The sequence below is a fragment of the Nocardia bovistercoris genome, assembly GCF_015674855.1.
Taxonomy (GTDB): Bacteria; Actinomycetota; Actinomycetes; order Mycobacteriales; family Mycobacteriaceae; genus Nocardia; species Nocardia bovistercoris.
The window spans coordinates 208,983-227,418 of sequence record NZ_JADMLG010000002.1 but is presented as its reverse complement, the minus strand read 5'-3'; the positions used below and the strand labels follow the sequence as shown (position 1 = coordinate 227,418).

18 protein-coding genes and 1 pseudogene are annotated in these 18,436 nt (G+C 69.5%); 9 read left to right on the top strand and 10 right to left on the bottom strand.

Features of this window, described 5'->3' with window-relative positions:
- Positions 1 to 9 precede the first annotated feature (9 nt).
- Together IT779_RS05080 and IT779_RS05075 are read right to left on the bottom strand one after the other, a co-directional pair.
- The gene (locus IT779_RS05080; protein ID WP_196148007.1) at positions 10 to 756 is read right to left on the bottom strand and encodes an aquaporin; all 747 of its coding nucleotides are present in this window, start codon (positions 754 to 756) and stop codon (positions 10 to 12) included.
- A complete protein-coding gene (locus IT779_RS05075) occupies positions 753 to 1,121 on the bottom strand; it encodes an ArsR/SmtB family transcription factor (RefSeq protein ID WP_196148006.1) in 369 nt (122 codons plus the stop codon). The genes IT779_RS05080 and IT779_RS05075 overlap by 4 nt, the downstream gene beginning before the upstream one ends.
- Positions 1,122 to 1,250: 129 nt before the next feature.
- On the opposite strand from IT779_RS05075, the gene IT779_RS05070 reads away from it, so the two are divergent.
- Positions 1,251 to 1,580, top strand: coding sequence for an ArsR/SmtB family transcription factor (locus tag IT779_RS05070; protein WP_196148005.1), 330 nt, complete (start codon positions 1,251 to 1,253; stop codon positions 1,578 to 1,580).
- Positions 1,580 to 2,290 carry a cation transporter gene (locus IT779_RS05065; protein ID WP_196148004.1) on the top strand — a complete coding sequence of 237 codons (711 nt, stop codon included), beginning with the start codon at positions 1,580 to 1,582 and terminating at the stop codon, positions 2,288 to 2,290. Before IT779_RS05070 ends, IT779_RS05065 begins: the two co-directional genes overlap by 1 nt.
- Before the next feature lie 56 nt (positions 2,291 to 2,346).
- Here the strand turns inward: IT779_RS05065 and IT779_RS05060 are convergent, their stop codons facing one another.
- The gene (locus tag IT779_RS05060) at positions 2,347 to 3,204 is read right to left on the bottom strand and encodes a helix-turn-helix domain-containing GNAT family N-acetyltransferase (RefSeq protein WP_332838663.1); all 858 of its coding nucleotides are present in this window, start codon (positions 3,202 to 3,204) and stop codon (positions 2,347 to 2,349) included.
- Between the two features lie 102 nt (positions 3,205 to 3,306).
- Between IT779_RS05060 and IT779_RS05055 the strand changes: the two genes are divergently transcribed.
- From IT779_RS05055 to IT779_RS05035, 5 genes and pseudogenes are all read left to right on the top strand, one after another.
- Positions 3,307 to 4,671 (top strand): NAD(P)-binding domain-containing protein, encoded by a 1,365-nt coding sequence (locus IT779_RS05055; RefSeq protein WP_196148002.1) that lies wholly within the window; start codon positions 3,307 to 3,309, stop codon positions 4,669 to 4,671.
- A 5-nt stretch (positions 4,672 to 4,676) separates the two neighbouring features.
- Positions 4,677 to 5,164: pseudogene (locus IT779_RS05050) on the top strand (MFS transporter); the annotation flags it as partial.
- 305 nt (positions 5,165 to 5,469) lie between these two features.
- Entirely contained in the window at positions 5,470 to 6,396 is a 927-nt protein-coding gene (locus IT779_RS05045; RefSeq protein ID WP_196148001.1) for an ABC transporter ATP-binding protein, read from the top strand.
- Positions 6,393 to 7,199 (top strand): ABC transporter permease, encoded by an 807-nt coding sequence (locus tag IT779_RS05040; RefSeq protein WP_196148000.1) that lies wholly within the window; start codon positions 6,393 to 6,395, stop codon positions 7,197 to 7,199. Before IT779_RS05045 ends, IT779_RS05040 begins: the two co-directional genes overlap by 4 nt.
- A 471-nt stretch (positions 7,200 to 7,670) precedes the next feature.
- A complete protein-coding gene (locus tag IT779_RS05035) occupies positions 7,671 to 8,300 on the top strand; it encodes a sigma-70 family RNA polymerase sigma factor (RefSeq protein WP_196147999.1) in 630 nt (209 codons plus the stop codon).
- 856 nt (positions 8,301 to 9,156) lie between these two features.
- Here IT779_RS05035 and IT779_RS05030 read toward each other — a convergent pair.
- Both IT779_RS05030 and IT779_RS05025 read right to left on the bottom strand, forming a co-directional pair.
- Positions 9,157 to 9,837 carry a nuclear transport factor 2 family protein gene (locus IT779_RS05030; protein WP_196147998.1) on the bottom strand — a complete coding sequence of 227 codons (681 nt, stop codon included), beginning with the start codon at positions 9,835 to 9,837 and terminating at the stop codon, positions 9,157 to 9,159.
- 291 nt (positions 9,838 to 10,128) lie between these two features.
- Positions 10,129 to 11,103: an SDR family NAD(P)-dependent oxidoreductase gene (locus tag IT779_RS05025; protein ID WP_196147997.1), complete on the bottom strand. Its 975-nt coding sequence runs from the start codon at positions 11,101 to 11,103 to the stop codon at positions 10,129 to 10,131.
- An 88-nt stretch (positions 11,104 to 11,191) separates the two neighbouring features.
- Here IT779_RS05025 and IT779_RS05020 point away from each other — a divergent pair, with 88 nt between their 5' ends.
- Positions 11,192 to 12,541: a TIGR01777 family oxidoreductase gene (locus IT779_RS05020; protein WP_196147996.1), complete on the top strand. Its 1,350-nt coding sequence runs from the start codon at positions 11,192 to 11,194 to the stop codon at positions 12,539 to 12,541.
- Here the strand turns inward: IT779_RS05020 and IT779_RS05015 are convergent.
- The 5 genes from IT779_RS05015 to IT779_RS04995 form a co-directional block, all read right to left on the bottom strand.
- Positions 12,517 to 13,815: a cyclopropane-fatty-acyl-phospholipid synthase family protein gene (locus IT779_RS05015; protein ID WP_332838662.1), complete on the bottom strand. Its 1,299-nt coding sequence runs from the start codon at positions 13,813 to 13,815 to the stop codon at positions 12,517 to 12,519. The genes IT779_RS05020 and IT779_RS05015 overlap by 25 nt on opposite strands.
- Positions 13,812 to 14,483, bottom strand: a complete 672-nt coding sequence (locus IT779_RS05010) for a DUF1365 domain-containing protein (protein WP_232541508.1) — start codon at positions 14,481 to 14,483, stop codon at positions 13,812 to 13,814. The genes IT779_RS05015 and IT779_RS05010 overlap by 4 nt, the downstream gene beginning before the upstream one ends.
- 227 nt (positions 14,484 to 14,710) lie before the next feature.
- Complete coding sequence (locus IT779_RS05005) at positions 14,711 to 16,129, bottom strand: NAD(P)/FAD-dependent oxidoreductase (protein ID WP_196147994.1); 1,419 nt, start codon at positions 16,127 to 16,129, stop codon at positions 14,711 to 14,713.
- 252 nt (positions 16,130 to 16,381) lie between these two features.
- Positions 16,382 to 17,242: a MerR family transcriptional regulator gene (locus IT779_RS05000; protein ID WP_196148509.1), complete on the bottom strand. Its 861-nt coding sequence runs from the start codon at positions 17,240 to 17,242 to the stop codon at positions 16,382 to 16,384.
- Positions 17,243 to 17,328: 86 nt separating this feature from the next.
- Positions 17,329 to 17,691 carry a hypothetical protein gene (locus IT779_RS04995; RefSeq protein WP_196147993.1) on the bottom strand — a complete coding sequence of 121 codons (363 nt, stop codon included), beginning with the start codon at positions 17,689 to 17,691 and terminating at the stop codon, positions 17,329 to 17,331.
- Positions 17,692 to 17,813: 122 nt separating this feature from the next.
- On the opposite strand from IT779_RS04995, the gene IT779_RS04990 reads away from it, so the two are divergent.
- The gene (locus IT779_RS04990) at positions 17,814 to 18,410 is read left to right on the top strand and encodes a lipocalin family protein (RefSeq protein ID WP_196147992.1); all 597 of its coding nucleotides are present in this window, start codon (positions 17,814 to 17,816) and stop codon (positions 18,408 to 18,410) included.
- The last annotated feature ends 26 nt before the right edge of the window (positions 18,411 to 18,436 follow it).

The following is an 18,436-nucleotide window of genomic DNA, read 5'->3' as shown; positions in this document are numbered from 1 at the left end:
TGCTCCTGATCAGCGGTGGGAGAGGGTGTCGGATTCGGTGGTGTGCTCGTGCGGGACGACGACGTTGTCCGCGTTCGCACCGGTGTCGGGGTAGAGCCACACGATCAACCCCAATCCCAGCACCGCGCCCAGAAGTTGCGCGCCGACGAACGCGGGCACCGAGCCCGGTGCGATTCCGGCGAAGGTGTCGGAGAACATCCGCCCCACCGTCACCGCCGGGTTCGCGAAGGATGTCGAGCTGGTGAACCAGTACGCCGCACCGATATACGCCCCCACCGCGCCCGCCGACAGCGCCGCGCGGCCGGTTCGTGCGAGGGCGAAGATCACCGCCAGCAACCCTGCTGTCGCGACGATTTCGCCGACGAGGTGGCCGTCGCTGACCCGGTCGTGGGTCGAGACCTGGAACGCGCCCACCTCGAACATCACATTCGCCAGCACCGCCCCCACCGAGCACCCCGCGACCTGCGCGCCGACATAGGCCACCAGCTCACCACCGCGCAGACCCGTGCCGGTGCGGCGGCCGAGCCACCAATCCGCGAGCGAGACAACAGGGTTGAAGTGTGCGCCCGACACCGGACCGAACACCAGGATCAACACCGCCAGCCCGAACACCGTCGCGGTCGAATTCTCCAGCAACTGCAACCCGACATCGCCGGGGGACAGCTGCTGGGCGGCGATACCGGAACCGACCACCACCGCGACCAGCAGGGCGCTGCCGACGAACTCCGCGACCAGCCGCCGCGCCAATCCGCTCACCGCGCCCCCTCCGGCGTCACCACGGCGAGGAACGCCGCCACCTGCCGCAATACCGCGGGCTCGACCCGGTAGTACACCCACGACGCGCGCCGCTCGCTGCTGAGCAACCCCGCCTCGCGCAACACCTTCAAGTGGTGAGAGATCGTCGGCTGGGTCACATCGATCCCCTCCGACAGATCGCACACGCACGCTTCGTGGTCGGCGCGCGCCGCGACCGCGCTGAACACCCGCAACCGCACGGGATCGGACAACGCCTTGAACGCCGCCGCCAATGGCACGGCCGCCTCGGCCGAGAGCGGTGCCCGCACCACCGGGGCGCTCACGCACTCCTGCACCGGCGTGATCGCCAGCTCCGATTTAGACATGAGTCGATATTGATGAATATCGAACCTGAGGGCAAGCGAACATCGAGTGAACATCCCGGCGGCAGCCCGGAGACGGGTGGCGATAGTTCACTCTTTTGTGAATACATCAGGATCTGTATTATTCGAGCGGTGGAGACCGTACTGCATTCGGACGCGCTGGCGCGGTTCGGGCACGCGCTGTCGGACCCGACCCGCACCCAGATCCTGCTGAGCCTGCGGAGCGGACCGGGGTACCCCTCGGATCTGGCCGAGAAGATCGGGGTCTCGCGCCAGATCCTGTCCAACCATCTCGCCTGCCTGCGCGGCTGCGGGTTGGTCGTCGCGGTCCCCGAAGGTCGCCGCGCCCGCTACGAACTGGCTGATCCGCGTATCGGCGCCGCGTTGGTCGATCTGCTCGGCCTGGTTCTGGCGGTCGATCCGACCTGCTGTCCGGACGCCGCGACGGAAGGGTGCTGCTGATGACCGCGCCGTTGGGTATGCCGTCACTGCCTTCGGCCGCCGGACCGGCGGGGTCGTCGCGGCGGCGCGCGGTGTTGGCGCGGCGGATTCGCGGGTTGGTCGCGGCGACGATCTCCTACAACGTGCTCGAAGCGATCGTCGCTCTGACCGAGGGCGCTCGGGTGTCCTCGACTGCGTTGATCGGGTTCGGGTTGGACTCGGTCATCGAGGTCACCTCGGCGGCGGCGGTCGCGTGGCAGTTCGCCGGACGCGACCCGGCGGCGCGGGAGAAGGCCGCGTTGCGGGTCATCGCGTTCTCGTTCTTCGCTCTGGCCCTCTACGTCACCGTCGACTCGATCCGCGCGCTCGCCGGGGTCGGCGAGGCCGAACACTCGAGGATCGGAATCGCCTTGGCGGCAGCGAGTCTGGTGATCATGCCGGTCCTCTCGGCCGCTCAGCGCCGCGCCGGGCGCGAACTCGGGTCCGCCTCGGCGGTCGCCGATTCCCAACAGACCCTGCTGTGCACCTACCTCTCGGCCGTGCTGCTAGTCGGTCTGCTGCTCAACACCTTGTTCGGCTGGTCCTGGGCCGACCCGATCGCCGCGTTGGTCATCGCCGCCATCGCGGTCAAGGAAGGACGCAACGCCTGGCGCGGCGACACCTGCTGCCCGACACCACCCCGACTCGGCCCGAGCGATCCGGGCGGCCACAACTGCGACTGCTGCGACTGAGTCTGTAGCCGAACCCGTCCAGCGGTGGAACCTGTTCGCCCGCAGGCGAAGACGCGTCAGTTGACGGGGCTGCGGCGTTCGAGCAGGACGGTGTCGCGCCAGACGCCGTGGTGTTGGGCGATGCGTTCGCGCAGGCCGATGGTGCGGTATCCGGCGGAGTGGTGCAGGGCTATGCTCGCGCGGTTCTCGGGGAAGATCGAGGTCTGCAACGTCCACAGTCCGGCGTCGTCGGCGGCGATGACCTGCTTGTACAGCAACGCCTTCCCCACGCCGCGCCCGCGCGCATTCTCGGCGACGTAGACCGAGTTCTCCGCGACTCCGCCGTAGCAGTCGCGAGACGAGACCGGGCTGAGGGTCGCCCACCCGACCACGATGCCGTCGATCTCGGCGACCCAGCGATGCGCGGGCAGCCACTGGGCTTCGAGGTCGGCGCGGTCGGGGACCTCGGTGGCGAAGGTCGCGTTCCCGGTCTTGATGCCTTCGTCGTAGATCCGCAGCACCGGCGCCCAATCCGCGTCGGTCATGGCGCGGATCGCGACGTCGGCGGGCAGGTCGGTCGGGCAGCAGGGGCGCTGGGTGAGCACGCCCATGACCGCGTCGGCGGCGTGGGGCAGGCCGGTGCAGCAGGCCGGGTTGACCGTGACCACCGTCGAGGTGCGGTCCTTGTGCACGCTCACGAACCCGACATCGGCGAGTTTGCGGACGTGGTGGGAGACCGTGGGCTGCCCGATGCCCAGGGCTTCGGCGAGTTCACCGACGGTGATCCCGGCCGGGCGGGTCGCGACCTGGTGCAATAACCGCACCCTGGTCGGGTCGGCCAGACACGCGAACCAGGCCGCGTAGGTGGTGGCGTCGGCGGGCGAGAGCGCATCGACGCGCTCGGTGCGCAGGGCGGGCATCTCGAGATCGGTCACCCCTCCACTATATCGACGTCCGTCGATGGTTGCATTCATCGACAAACGTCGATATAGTTCGAGGTGATTGATCGATGACCGTCGATGAAAGGAATCTGGGTCATGAACGAGCTGCCCGTCGTTGTCGTAGGAGCCGGACCGATCGGCCTGGCCGCCGCCGCCCAACTGCGCGAACGCGACCTTCCCGTCCTGGTGTTCGAGCGCGGTGCCACCGCCGGTGCGGCGGTGTCGCAGTGGAACCACGTACGCGTGTTCTCCCGCTGGGGCGAACTCGTCGACCCCGCCGCCCGCCGCCTCCTGGATGCCACCGGCTGGACTGCCCCCAACCCGAACGCCTACCCGACCGGGCAGGACTGGGCCCGCGACTACCTCATCCCCCTCGCCGACGCGCTCGGCGACACCGTCCAGACGAACACCGAGGTCGTCGGCGTCGCCCGCCGCGGCCGCGACCTGGTCGTGGACTCCGGCCGCGACACCGAACCGCTGTCGGTGCACCTGCGCCGCGCCGACGGCAGCGAAGACCGCGTCCTGGCCCGCGCGGTGATCGACGCCTCCGGCACCTGGGGAACCCCCAACCCGCTCGGCGGTGAAGGACTGCCCGCCCTCGGCGAAACCGCCGCGGCCGAGGCGATCGAGTACCGGGTGCCCGACCTCGACAATCCCGAGGTGCGCGCCCGCTACGCCGGACGCCACATCGTCATCGCGGGCAGCGGGCACTCCGCGCTCACCGCCATCATCGCCCTGGCCTCCCTCGCGGAGAAGGAGCCGGGCACCCTGATCAGCTGGGTCCTGCGCCGCGGTGACACCGCCAACACCTTCGGCGGCGGGGACTCCGACCAGTTGCCCGCCCGCGGCGCGCTCGGGCAGCGCGCGAAGGCCGCGGTCGAGGCGGGGCACCTGCGGGTGGTGACCGGATTCCGCACCGCCGCGATCAAACCCGACACCAGCGGCCGACACACCCTCGTTGCCGACAACGGACAACGCCTCGAAGACGTCGACCGCGTGATCGTGTTGACCGGATTCCGGCCCGATCTGTCCTGGCTCTCAGAAATCCGCCTCGGCCTCGACCCCGTCCTGCAAGCCCCGACCCGGCTCGCGCCGCTGATCGACCCGAACGTGCACTCCTGCGGCACCGTCTACCCCCACGGCATCACCGAACTGTCCCACCCCGAACCGAACATGTTCCTGGCCGGGATGAAAAGCTACGGCCGCGCGCCGACTTTCCTGGCCATGACGGGCTACGAACAGGTCCGCTCCATCGCCGACGCCCTCGCAGGCGACCACGACGCCGCCACCCGCCTCGAACTCACCCTGCCCGACACCGGCGTCTGCGGCGGCGCCGGAGTCTTCGACAACCCCGACATCGCCGAGGACACCGCAGGCGACGGCGGCGGTTGCTGCGGCGCACCGTCGCAATCGCAACTTGAGCCGGAGTTCATCACGCTGACCGCTCCCGCTCGGGTGTAGAACCGTTGAGCGACACCATCCTCACGCCGCGGACCGGCAGCGGACTAACCGCCGCCGGTCTGCGGCGGGTGCCTGCGATCCTGTGCCTCACCGAGATCACCAGCTGGGGAATCCTCTGCTATGCCTTCCCCGTCCTGTCCGTATCCATCACCACCGACACCGGCTGGTCCGCGTCCACCATCACCGCCGCACTCACCGGCATCCCCGTCTGACGCCTCCTCGACCGCACCGGCCCCGCGCCATCATGACCGGCGGCTCGATCCTCGCGGTCCCGTCACTGGTCGTGGTGGCGCTCGCACCGAACCCCGCCGTATTCTTCCTCGGCCGGCTGGTCGCCGGGGTGGCGATGGGCGCGGTGCTCTACCCGCCCGCCTTCGCCGCGCTCACTCGCTGGTACGGCACCGCCTACGTTGAAGCGCTCATGATCCCGACTCTCGCCGCTGGACTGGCCAGTACCGTGTTCGCGCCGATCACGGCGGCATTGGTTCAGCACCCGGGCAAGTCCTCGGCCGCATCGGCTACCTTCCTCTCGCGGCCGCCACCGGCCCGCGTGTAGGGATCGTCGCGGCCTTCGCCGCCACCGCCGTCGCCACCGCGTTGCTCGGGCTCGGCACCACCGTCGGGTCCGGATAGCGACCCCGAATCGGCGGTGCTGCGTCCAATTCGCGCCCGGTTCGTCTGTAGAGGCGGACTCCCATCCACCCGGATGCGAGCACACCGCCTTCCGAGAGGAATCCCAACGATGACCACTCCCTCGCTCCATCACCACTTCGCCGATCAGCGTCTCGGTGGTGCGCGATGAGCGCCCCGACGGTCGTGGTCGAGGATCTGCACGTCGCTTACGGCAGTACGTGGGCGCTCGACGGTGTCGACCTGCGAGTCGCCGCCGGGGCGACGCTGGGGGTACTCGGTCACAACGGCGCCGGGAAGACCACCCTGATCCGCGCGCTCACGACCCTGGTCCGGCCGACGGTCGGCCGCGTGGAGATCACGGGCCTGGACGTGGTGGCCGACGCCACTGAGGTCCGTCGCCGGATCGGGGTGACCGGCCAGTACGCGGGTCTCGATGAATTCCTCACCGCCCGAGAGAATTTGGAGCTGGTCGGCCGACTGGCCGGACTGGGTCGCCGTGCCCGCCCGCGCGCCGACGCCCTGATCGACCGCCTTGGTCTGCACGAATACGCCGCTCGCCGCGTCGGAGAAATTTCCGGAGGTTCGCGCCGCCGGGTCGATCTGGCCGCGAGCCTGGTCGCCGACCCGGCGGTGCTGTTCCTCGACGAACCGACCACCGGCCTCGACCCCCTGGCGCGCGCCGGGCTGTGGGAGGTCGTGGACGAACTCACCGGCGCGGGCACCACCGTGGTCCTCACCACCCAATACCTGGAAGAAGCCGACCGCCTCGCCGACCACATCGTGATCCTCGAGCGCGGCCGCATCGCCGCGTCCGGTACCCCCGCCGAGCTGAAGCGGATTATCGGCGGCAAGGTCGTGCACCTGACCGTCCCCGCCGAACAGGTCCCTGACCTGCCCTTCATCCCGGAGGACGATCGCACCGACGGCTCTCGGGTCCGGGTATCGGTCACCGTCGTCGACGCCCCCACCGCGACCGCGCTGGTCGCCGACCTACACCGCGGCGGCCTCGAAATCACCGACCTCGACGTCACCTCGCCGAGCCTCGACGACGTCTTCACCCACCTCACCCACACCACCGGAGCCACCCGATGACCACCACGACCACGGCCCGACGTTCCCCGATCGGCGACCAGCTCGCCGCCCTGACCGTCCGCAACCTGCGCACCAGCGCCCGCGTCCCACAGCTGCTGATGTTCTCACTCACCATGCCGATGGCGATGCTCGTCCTGTTCAGCCAGGTGTTCCGCAGCGTCGCCACCGGCCCCGGCTTCCCGACCGGGATCAGCTACATCGACTTCCTCACCCCGGCCATGCTCGCGGTATCCACGGTCATGGCGGGCACCAACGCCGGAGTCTCGGCCGCGATCGACCACACCAACGGCCTACACGACCGCTTCGCCGCCCTCCCCATGCGCGCGCCCCTGCCCGGCCTGGCGCGCACCATCAACGAAGCCCTGTTCACCCTCGCCCGCGCCGCCCTGCTCGGCATCGCCGCACTCGCGCTGGGTTTCCGCTTCCACGGCACCGCGATCGACGCCCTCGCGGCTGTCGTGGTCCTGGTGGTGCTCGCGGGCGCGATGAGCGCCCTGTTCGGACTCATCGGTGACCGGCTGCGCCGCCCCGACGTCGTCCAGTTCGCCGGGATGATGGCGATGATGCCGCTGATGTTCATCTCCAGCGCGTTCGCCCCGATCCAGACCATGCCCGGCTGGATGCAAGCCCTGGCCACGATCAACCCGGTCGCCCACGCCACCGACGCCCTCCGCGGACACGTCCTGGGCACCGCCACTCTCACCGACACCGCCACCGCACTGATCGCCGCACTCGGCCTGTGGGTCGTGGTCGCCGCCGTCCCGGCCCTCACCAGCATGATCCGGTCGGCCCGTGCTCGCTGAAGCGATGACACACGCGCTCCGTCCTAGTTCCCGGCAGGGACAGGGCGGGGCGGCTGTGGGTATCCACCCCGTTCGCTCGCAGCTGGACATGCCGATGGCCGCTACCGGTGGGGTAGAGGCTCGGCAGAAATGTGGTCTCAGCGGATTTGCCCGCTGCGGGCGTCGGCGGCGCTCATGCGGCGGCGTCGAGCAGATGCAGTTCCTGCTCCACGATCAGTTCGACCTCTTCGTCGGTCAGACCCGACAACAGATGTGTGGTCAGCATCGCTCTCTCACCTCCTCGACGCTGCTACCGATACGTCGAACCGGAGAACCCGATATCGACATCGACACCCGTACAGACGTGACTTCCCGCCGATGGACGCACGACGACACCGGGGTGCGGCCCACAGCATCGGAGCAGTTCAGAGCCGATCGGGGGTCGCGATCGCGGCGGCGGGCGAGGATGCTGGACACAGAACAGGAGGCGAGATGACGAATCAGACAGCGGCCACCACCGCGGCCACGCCACCGGAGGAACACAGTGATCTCGAACAACTGTGGCGAGGCTTCTCCGACGACCTGCGCACCTTCATCGCCCGGCGCGTCTCGCGCCCCGAAGACGCCGACGACATCCTTTCGATCGTGTTCCTGCGCATGGCCAAAAGCCTCGACGATCTCCGTGACCACGATCGCCTACTCGGCTGGATGTATGCCATCACCCGCAACGCGATCACCGACTATTACCGCTCCGCACCGCATCGCCGCGAACTATCCGTCGACGCCGTCCCGGAACAACCGACCATCGGTGACGGAGGAGTCGACACCGACGCCGCGGCGCAGAAGGAACTCGCCAAGTGCCTGGTGCCGATGCTCGCCGCGCTGCCCGCCGAGCAAGCCGCCGCGGTGAAGATGGTCGATCTCGACGCCAACACCCACGCCGCCGCCGCCGAACGAGCGGGCATCTCGGTATCCGGGATGAAATCCCGCGTCCAACGTGGCCGCGCCGCACTGCACGCCCAACTCCACGCCTGCTGCCGGATCAGCCAGGACCACGCAGGCCGCGTCCACGACTACCAACCACGCAGCCGAACCTGCGCCTGCGCGGACACCGACCGATAGCTCCCGCCCCGGTCTCGAAACGACCACCGGTCATCGGCATTCCCATCACCGGACGACGATGCGGTGCGAGCCACCTGGCCCGCACCGCGTCCTCGGTCCCGAAGGGCTACTGGCAGCCGCACCCGCCCTCGGCCGTCGCCGCCGGAGCGCAGCACGACGACTTCTCGCTCTCGTCGCAGCAGGTGCTCTGTCGATCACTGCCGCAACATGTCTCGTTCCGGGCCGGTGCATCGGTGCGAGCCGCCGCCTCGAATTCACTCGGGTTGGTAATCATGCTGACTCCTTGATCCGTATGGGATGGGCACCAAGACAGACGGAACAAGACGAGAAAGGACGCGACAGCCACACGGGCGACGCCGATTCCGTGAGCACGGGGACAGCTCACGCGTTTGCCGTTCGGCCCTGTTCGGTTCTCGCGCCCGATGATCCTGCTGTGGGCTCGGTCAGCGCGCTCGTGATGCCGCGCTACTCATGTGCGAGAGCGGTGGCCCGTGCGGTCGCTGTGCTTGATTACGAGGGCATACGCCTACGACACCCGACACGCCTCGGCGTGAGATCCACGCTGCCGTCGGCCAGCTCAGGTGAGCCAGACGTAACGTAGGTACGTACACAAGCCGTCCGCTACCGAGCGGCGGGCGCTGCCGACGAGGCCGAAGTCGACATGCAGATCACCGTCGGCGAATTCGCTTGCCGCCCTGACCCGCTCGACGCATCTCCGCACGGATGCCGTCTTGCCGACTCCGGAAGCCCTGTGCGCACCCTCACCCGCGTGAAACCCGCACCGCCAGGCGAGCAGAAACATTCCGCCCATTCGAAATACGGACTGCGATCGATGTGTCGCGCCCGCCTCGAGCGACTACGACTTCGGGCCGGTGACCGGGCAGCCGTGGGCGAGGGGGCCGAGCAGAGTGCTGTTGTCGTAGAAGTGCTCGAGTTCGAGGATGCGCAGGTCTTCGCTGACCCTGGCGATGGTCACGCCGAACATTTCGATCAGTTCGCCGGTCGGCTGGTGTTCGCGGTAGGGGCCCTCGTATTTGCCCCAGTGGCGCCAGCGGAAGGTGACGTTGGGCGGGCCCGCCATCACTTCGAGGACCTCCCAGAAGAATCCGCCCGGCATCGCGGTGTGGAAGATGTGGTGCGAGCTCTCGAAGGTTTCGTTCTCGGCGTCGTAGTAGGGGTTGTCGCCGATGAGGATGTTGTAGCTGCCGATTCGCGCGAATTCCTCGGCGTCCTGCCACTGGCCGCCGTTCACGCGGCCTCGGTAGTGCTCGGCGACCAGCGAAACCCAGGTCGCGGGGTCCTTCTTGTGCGAGATCTCCATCTCGAACACCCGGACCAGGTCTTCGACGATCGCTTCCAGCGAACCCGGAGCGTGTTCGGTGGTCCGCTCGCGCGGCACGGTCAGCTCGGTGAGGTGGTAGTCCGGCGCGCCTTCGCGCCAGTCCTCCGGTGCGGCCGCCGCGACCACGGCGTCCCGGCCTCGCAGCCAGAGCGGTGTTTCTGCGGCCGACGTCGAATCCGTTGCATCAACTGTCATTTCGTTCTCGTCCTGTAGGCTGTGTTTGGGACGCGAAGACGTTAACAGCAGACCGTCCAGTTGTCACGACGGGAACGGGTTGTTACTGGATGAAAGCCGCTGCGCACCTGAGACATTGACTTCCATGAGCACATGACGGACACGCGAGTCCGAGTCGGTGGAAAGTTGTCCATTCGCCGCGCCTTTCGCGGCGACCGCTTCGATGAAGGCGACTTTCCGCCGTGGCTCTTCGGGTTTCGCGACCGAGGTCGGGCGAAGGTGTGGGTTCCGGCGGCCATGGCGTCGGTGCTGTCAGTCCGTCGACACGCCTGCCGCGCGTGCGCAATCCAGCCAGAGCCGCCACAGCTGGCCAGAGGTGTAGTGGGTGCGGCTCAGGTAGTGGGTGGGACGGGGATGGCGGTCGTGCCAGAACTGGCCGGTGGGTGGGGTGGGTCGGGTGGCGGCGAGCCAGAGGGCGGTGTCGGCGCCTTCGGCGGGGGTGCGTAGGAGGGGGCGCAGGAGGCGGTGGAAGCCGGGGAGGGCGTCGGCTATGCCCGGGGTGTTCACCCAGCCGGGGTGCATGGCGTGCACCGTGATCGCTTTGGCCGCGTAGCGTTCGGCCATCACGGGGGTGAAGGCGACTTGGAGGCGTTTGGTGCGGGCGTAGGCGGTTGCGCCGCGGTAGTCGCCGTGGCGGTATTCGAGGTCGTCGACGGGGAGGCGCTGGGTGTACATGCCGCCGGAGGACATGAGGATCACGCGGCCGTCCTCGGTGGCGGCGAGCAGGGGGACGAGGTGATCGGTGAGGCGTAGCGGGCCGAGGATGTGGGTGGCGAGGGTGAGTTCGTGGCCGTCGGCGGATTCGGTGCGTTCCGGGGGGAGTACGCCCGCGTTGTGGACGAGGATGTCGAGGCTCGAGAGTTGGTCGGCGAGGCGTCGGGCGCAGGCGTCGACGGCCGCGAAGTCGGAGATGTCGCATTCGGTCAGGACGACGTCGGCGTCGGGGTGAGCGGCGCGGATTCGGCGTCGCGCTTCTTCGCCGCGGCCGGGGTTGCGGACGGCGAGCACCACGCGGGCGCCGAGTGCGGCGAGTCCTTCGGCGACGGCGAGTCCGATGCCGGAGTTGGCGCCGGTCACCACGGCGGTCTTGCCGCGCAGTGCGTCCGGTGCGGGGTCGGCGGGCCAGTGTCGGCGGCGCAGGGCGATGCCGAGGCTGGTGTAGCCGGGGACGATGGTTCGGTCGAGCAGGGTGTCCAGCCGGGACGCGGTGCCGGATGCATCGTTCATCACTTCATCCTCCGTAATTTTCCCGACGAACGCGCCGAAACGATGCGTCAACGGTGCGAAACGTCGATTCGTGGCTACAGTCGGATACATGGGCATCGAGTGTTCGAGCGTGGTCGCCGTCCCCCGCCCCGAAGTCTTCGCCTGGCATGCCAGACCGGGGGCGTTCAGCAGGCTCGCCCCGCCGTGGCAGCCGCTGAGTCCGGTCGCGGAGTCCGATTCCCTGCGCGATGGCCGGGCGGTGCTCGCACTGCCCGCGGGTCTGCGCTGGGTCGCCCGGCACGATCCCGCCGACTACGATCCGCCGCACCGCTTCGTCGACGTCCTCACCACCGGCGGGCTCGCCTCGCTGCCCGCCGGAACGCTGCTGCGCTGGCGCCACATCCACGAATTCGAGGCCGTGGACGAAGGGCACACCCTCGTCGTGGACCGGGTGCATTCCCCGGTGCCCGCGTTCGCGCTGCGGGCCATGTTCGCCTACCGTCATCGCCAACTCGCCGACGACCTCGCCGCGCACGGCCGCGCCGCGCGACACGGCTACGCCCCGTCCACGATCGCGGTGACCGGCGCAACGGGCCTGGTCGGCACGGCGTTGAGCGCGTTCCTGAGCACCGGCGGACACGATGTCGTTCGGCTGGTTCGCCACACGCCGCGCTCGGAGAACGAAAGGCAGTGGCGGCCCGATGATCCCGCGCCCGACCTGCTCGACGGCATCGACGCCGTGATCCACCTGGCCGGTGCGTCCATCGCGGGCCGATTCACCGACGCCCACAAACGCGTACTCGCCGAAAGCCGTATCGCTCCGACGCGCGCGCTGGCCGAACTCGCCGCCCGCGCTGGCGTGCGCACCTTTCTCAGCGCGTCGGCCATCGGCTACTACGGCTACGACCGCGGCGACGAAGTCCTCGATGAAAATGCTTCGCGCGGTGACGGTTTCCTCGCCGGCCTGGTCGAGGACTGGGAAGCGGCGACCACCCCGGCCGCGGAGTCCGGTGTCCGGGTGGTGCGGGTGCGCACCGGAATCGTGCAGTCGCCGAGGGGCGGAACGCTGAAACTGCTGCGGCCGCTGTTCACAGCGGGGCTCGGCGGCCGGGTCGGCGACGGTGAACAGTGGCTGTCGTGGATCGGGATCGATGATCTGATCGACGTCTACCATCGTGCGCTCTGGGATGCCGAACTGTCCGGCGCGGTCAACGCCGTCGCGCCGGAGCCGGTGCGCAACGCCGAGTACACGCGGGTGCTGGCCGGGGTGCTGAATCGGCCCGCGCTGGTGCCGGTTCCGAATTTCGGCCCGGAACTGCTGCTCGGATCGGAAGGTGCGCGCGAACTCGCGCAGGCCAGTCAGCGGGTGGCGCCCGCGCGACTCGCGCGGCGCGGACACGTCTTTCGCCGTCCCGACCTGGACGAGACCTTGCGTCACCTGCTCGGTCGCTCCCGCTGACCGGCGCCGGTGAGCAGGATCTGGCGCACGTCGAGATAGCCGCACCGGAAACCGGCCTCGGAATAGGCCAGGTACAGCCGCCACATCCGCCGGAAGACCGGATCGAAGCCGAGTGCCGCGACCTGTTCGCGGTGGCTGTCGAACCGCTGCTGCCACAGTCGCAGGGTGTGCGCGTAGTGCGGACCCATGGAGAAGTTCTCGCGCACGGCCAATCCGGTGCTGCGAGTGACGGATTCCACAATCAGCTGGTTCGACGGCAGGAATCCGCCCGGGAAGATGTACTTCTGGACCCAGGTGTAGGTGCGGCGGGTGGCGAGCATGCGGTCGTGCGGCATGGTGATGGCCTGGAGCACCGCGCGACCGCCGGGCGCGAGGACACGGTCGATGGCGGCGAAGAAGGTGTCGAGGTATTCGTAGCCGACCGCCTCGATCATCTCCACCGAGACCACCGCGTCGTAATCGCCAGTGACGCTTCGGTAGTCGAGCAGATCCACCTCGACGCGATCGGACAGCCCGGCCCGCTCGATCCGTTCGACGGCAAGCGCACGCTGTTCGCTGGACAGTGTCACCGAACGCACGGTGGCTCCCCGCGCGGCCGCCCGCAGCGCCAATTCGCCCCAGCCGGTGCCGATTTCGAGCACGCGCGTGCCCGGTCCGACGCATGCGGTGTCGAGGATGCGATCTATCTTGGCGCGTTGGGCCGCAGCCAGATCGGTCAAGGACGGCGGCGTCGCGAGGTCGGCGAACAACGCGCTGGAGTAGGTGAGGGTTTCGTCGAGGAACAGGTCGAAGAATTCGTTGGACAGGTCGTAGTGCCTGGCGATGTTGTCGCGGGTGTTGTCCTCGGTATTGCGTTCACGCTCGGGATGGCGCGCCACGTACAGGCGGCGCAGGCGTTGCAGCGGCGCGGGGATCAGCGTGGCCACCCGCGCGGCGAACACCTCGAGTGTCGCGGCCGGGTCGGGCGCCGACCAGTCGCCCGCCATATAGGACTCGCCGAAGCCGATGAGTCCGGCCGTGCCGAGCCGGGCGAAGAAGTCGCGGGGGCGGTGCAGGATGAGTCGCGGACAGGTGGGGTCGGAGGTGTCGGTGCCGAGCAGCGCGCCGTCGGGCAGCTCGACGCGCACCGGCAGGTCGCGGACCGCGCGCCGGAACAGGTACTCCGCACCCGCCGCGGCCACCCGCGCGCGGACGCCGGTCGGAACGGTTTCGACATCGGGCCATGTCGGCGCGGTCGGGCGGGATACGGACCGCGAGGGGAATTCGATACTCACCGCGTTGGCTCCTGAAGTGAGGGGGCAGGTCGGGGGACGACGGACAGGCCGCGCAGCCACAGGCGCACACCCTGTTTGCGAATACGCGCCGAGACCACGAGCGGCGCCAGCGGTGCGGCGAGTATCGCGCGCAGGATCGTCGGCACGGTGGCGGGTCGGCAACGGCCGGTCATCGCGGCGGCGAAGACCGGACCGCCGTCGGAGAGCACGATGGACACCCGCAGCCGGTCGTCGGGTTCCGGGACGCGCATCCGGTAGGCGCCGCTGACCTCGTTGAACGGCGAGACGTAGAAGGCTTTGTCGGTGTGCGCGCGGCCCGCGTCGCCGGGGCGGAGCAGGTAGCGGTGCCTGCTGCCGTAGGTGTTGTGCACCTCGGCGATCACGCAGGTCGGCGTGCCGCTGGCGTCGCGACACCAGTACAGGCTGAGCGGGTTGAACACGTAGCCGAGCACGCGCGCGTTGGCCAGCATCAGCACCCGGCCGCCGCGCAGGTCGATGCCGTGTTCGGCGAGGTAGTCGTCCACATTGCGGCGCAGCGACGCGGTCGGGTCGCCGAGATGGTCGGCCGCTTCGAAGCGCGCGAACGGGCGCAGCCACCACGGCAGCGCGGGCATGGCGTCGAGATCGACCAGCCAGCTGTAGCTGCGGTACCGGAATTCGTGGCGCATCGGGGCGATCCGCACGTGCCGGATGCTCGTCCGAACTATGCGTGCGCTCGTACTCTGCCCGCTCGCGCTCTGCTCGTTCACGAGGTCCACGTCCGTGCTCTGCCCGTTTGTGCGGTGCGAGTTTGTATTTTGCGCGTTCGTGGTCTGCCCGTTTGTAGGGTGCGCGTTCGTGAGCTGCCCGTTCACGCTCTGCCTGTTCGTGAGGTGCCCGTTCATGCTGTGCCCGTTCATGAGGTACGCGCCGCGGCGACCTCGCCCGCCACGCGCGCCCCGAGCCGTGCGGCGGCGCGCAGACCCGAGGCCGCGCCGTCCTCGTGGAATCCCCAGCCGTGGTAGGCCCCCGCGAAACGCACGCGGTCGTCGCCGATTTCGTCGAGTCTGCGTTGCGCGGCAACCGAATCCGGTGTGTAGACCGGATGTTCGTAGCTCATGCGGTCGATCACGAGCGCGTCGGCGCCGCCCGAGGTTACGGCCGCGGGCCCCCACTTTGCGCGGTGGCCGGCGGGTGTGTTCAGGGTTTTTTGTTCTGTCTGGGGGGCTTTCCTGGGGGGGGGGGCGCGGGGGTGGTCATCGCCGAGGGTCACCAGGTAGCGGCGTTCGTCGGCTTGTTCGAGGCGTTGCAGGCGGGTGAGGTCGTAGCTGACCAGGACGCGGTCGGGGCGCGCCGCGCAGGAGGGCAGGCGATAGTTCCACGAGGCTCTGGCGCGTGACGCGCGCGGCAGCACCGAATCGTCGGTGTGCAGCAGCGTGTGGTTCACCGAATACGGTATGGCGGAGAGTATTTCGCGTTCGGCCTCGGTGGGTTCGGCGAGCAGCGCGAGTGCCTGCGCGGGATGGGTGGCGATGACGGCGGCGTCGAAGTGGCGCACCTCGTCGGCCGCGTCGCGGACCGAGACGCCGTCGGCGACGCGGTGCAGGGCGCGCACGGGTGTGCCGACCAGAACGGTGTCCAGCCGTGCGGCGACGGCGCGGACGTAGGTGGCCGAGCCGCCGGTGACGGTGCGCCAGGTAGGGGAGCCGAAGACGGTGAGCATGCCGTGGTTGGCGAGGAAGGTGAACAGGTAACGGGCCGGATAACGCAGTGCCGTTGTCGGGGCGCACGACCACACCGCCGCAACCAGGGGGGTGAGGAAGTGCGCCTGGAAGTACTCGGAAAACCCTGCGGCGGTGATGAATTCGCGCAGAGTCATGGCTTCGTCGCCGGGACGGTCGAGTTCCGCGCGTGCCAGTCGGTGGAAGCGCGGCACTTCGGTGAGCAGGCGCAGGTAGGGGCCGCGCAGCAGCGATCTCGGGGTCGCGAACAGTCCGGCGAGGCCGCGGGCGCCCGCGTATTCCAGTCCGCATCCGTCGCAGCGCACCGACATGCTCATATCGGATTCCTGTGTCGCGATGCCGAGTTCGCCGAACAGTCGCAGCAGAGTGGGGTAGGTGCGGTCGTTGTGCACGATGAATCCGGTGTCGACGCCGAGTTTCGCGCCGGAGGTCGACCTGACCTCGTGCGTGTCGGCGTGTCCGCCGAGTCGGTCGTCGGCTTCGTAGAGGGTGACCTCGGCGGACGGTGCCAGCGCCCACGCCGCGGTCAGGCCCGATACGCCCGCGCCTATGACGGCCACACGCCGCGTGCGATCCGTCGATGGCTGGACCATTGCTCCTCCTGAGGTACGGGTGCATCAATTATGCATCGTTTACTGCGCACGGGCCACCCGCCCGGAAGTATCGGCCGGGCATGAACCGTCGGATGGGTTCGATGGGGATCGCTCCGGCGCCGCGCATCGGCCGGAAGCGGGGGGATCGGGTCGACGCCGGGCGCGCGGTCCGGCTCACAACCTCACTGGTCGAGGCGGGGATTCCACCTCGCGGCCACCATTCTGCGGGCCGAATTCGGAAAGGTCAGTTCTTCACAACTGGGAGGCTGCGGTGAGCCGGTCGGTGGCCTCGACCAGGCTCGTGAGGCGCGTGACCCGCTCGGGCAGGATGACCTCGTCCCAGCCCGGCCCGCCGACGAACACCGCGGCCCGCGCGCCCGCGCAGGCCCGCGCCGCCGAGGTCAGCGCCGTGGACTCCTGCTGTGACCACAGCACCACCGAGGTCGGATCCGCGTGGCGGGCCAGCGCGTCGAGGAGCGCGGTGGTCGGCACGTCGGCGCCGAGCATGCGCGCGCCGACCCCGCGCTCGGCCAGTGCCGCGCGCAGCACTTCGAGCGGCAGCGCGTGCGTCTCGCCGCTGGTGCACGCCAACAGGATCGACGCGTGCGCGGGCAGGTCCGGCGGCGGCACGGTGCGATGCAGTATCGAGGTGACGCACCACGAGAGCAGGTGTTCCACGTCGATGCAGCCCTCGCCGCCGAACTGGCGGGCGATGATGTCGGCGAACGCGGGCCTGCACAGTTCGTCCCAGGTCGCGACGACGCCGTAGTCGCGCACGTGCGCGGTGAGCAGGCCCGACACCGTCGTCGTGTCCAACGCGAACGCCGCGTCGAGCAGGGTGATCCGGTCGCCGCGCACCGGCAGCGGGCCGCGCACGGCGGCCGCCGCGCCCGCCGGGGTCGCGCCGTCGCGGATCAGGGTGACCATCTGGCCGAGCAGCGCGATATCGCGTTCGGAGTACAGCCGGTGTTTGCCGGGGCGGTCCTGCGGCGGGCCGATGTTGTACCGGCGATTCCAGCTGCGCAGGGTCGCGGTGGGTATGCCGAGCCGTTCGGCCACCGCGCGCACCGTGAACCCGGCCGCGTCGGAGACGGGGGCGGATCCGGCGGGCATTGCCTCATTCTGCCCGGTGGCGTACCGGCGCCGCGCCGTGGCCCGCCCGCGCCGCGGCGCGGGTTCCGGTGCGGCGGGCTCGGATGTCACTGCCGCAGTGTGACGAGGGCGGTCGCCGCGCACAGCAGTGCCCAACCGGTGGTGACCGCGAGTGCCTTGGTGTGCTGCGGCCTGCCGCGCAGCGCGACGCCGAGCACCGCCGTGTCGGCGAGATCCGCCCCGACCCGGACGGCGACGGCGAGCCGCATGGCCCGCGGTCCCGGCGCCGCGACCATCGCCAGACCCGAGGCGACATCGCGTAATCCGACCATCCTGGTCACCGCGCGCACCTGCGGAGATTCGTCGGACCAGCCGCAGGGTCCGAGCAGTATCGACGGGCGGGCCGCGACCGCGAGTCCGTAGGCGGCCGTCGCGACGCCCGCGGTGCGGGGAATCCAGCCGTAGCGCATGCGACCTCCCGAAAGATATGAAACGGTTTGAATCAATTATGCATCGTTGTGGGTAGGGTGGGTAGTAGTCCAGACGTCTGTCCGCATGGTTTGCCGCCGATCCGAGGAGGTCACGAAGTCTCATGTTCGCTCATCGCCCCCACCGCCGCATCGCCGCCGCGCTCGCGGGCGCGTTCGCCGCCGTCACCCTCGCCGCGGGTGTCGCGACCGCGCAACCCGCGCCCGTACCGTCCCTGGAGCTGGACCGCTACCTGGGCACCTGGTACCAGCTGGCCGCCGTCCCGCAGTACTTCAGCCTGGTGTGCGCCCGCGACACTCGCGCCACCTATGCCCTCGATCCGCAGGGCAATGTCTCCGTGCGCAACCGCTGCACGACCTGGGCGGGCGCGCCGAACGAGATCAGCGGAACCGCGACGGTGAACGACCGGGTCACCGGTGCGCAGCTGCACGTCAGTTTCCCCGGCGTGCCGACCCAGGAGAGTTTGGAAGGCCCGACGAACTACATCGTCACCGCGCTCGGTCCCGACTATTCGTGGGCGCTGGTCACCGATCCGACCCGGCTGTCCGGCTTCGTGCTTTCCCGCACGCCCGCCCTGGATGCGGGGCAGTGGGCGCAGGTCGGCGCGGCGATCGACGTCGTCGGCCAGAGTCGCTGCATGTACCTGACCTCGCCGACCACCGGCGGGCGCTCCGACATCACGCCCCTGTGCGCCGCGTGAGACACGCCCGCCGCGTCCGACACGCC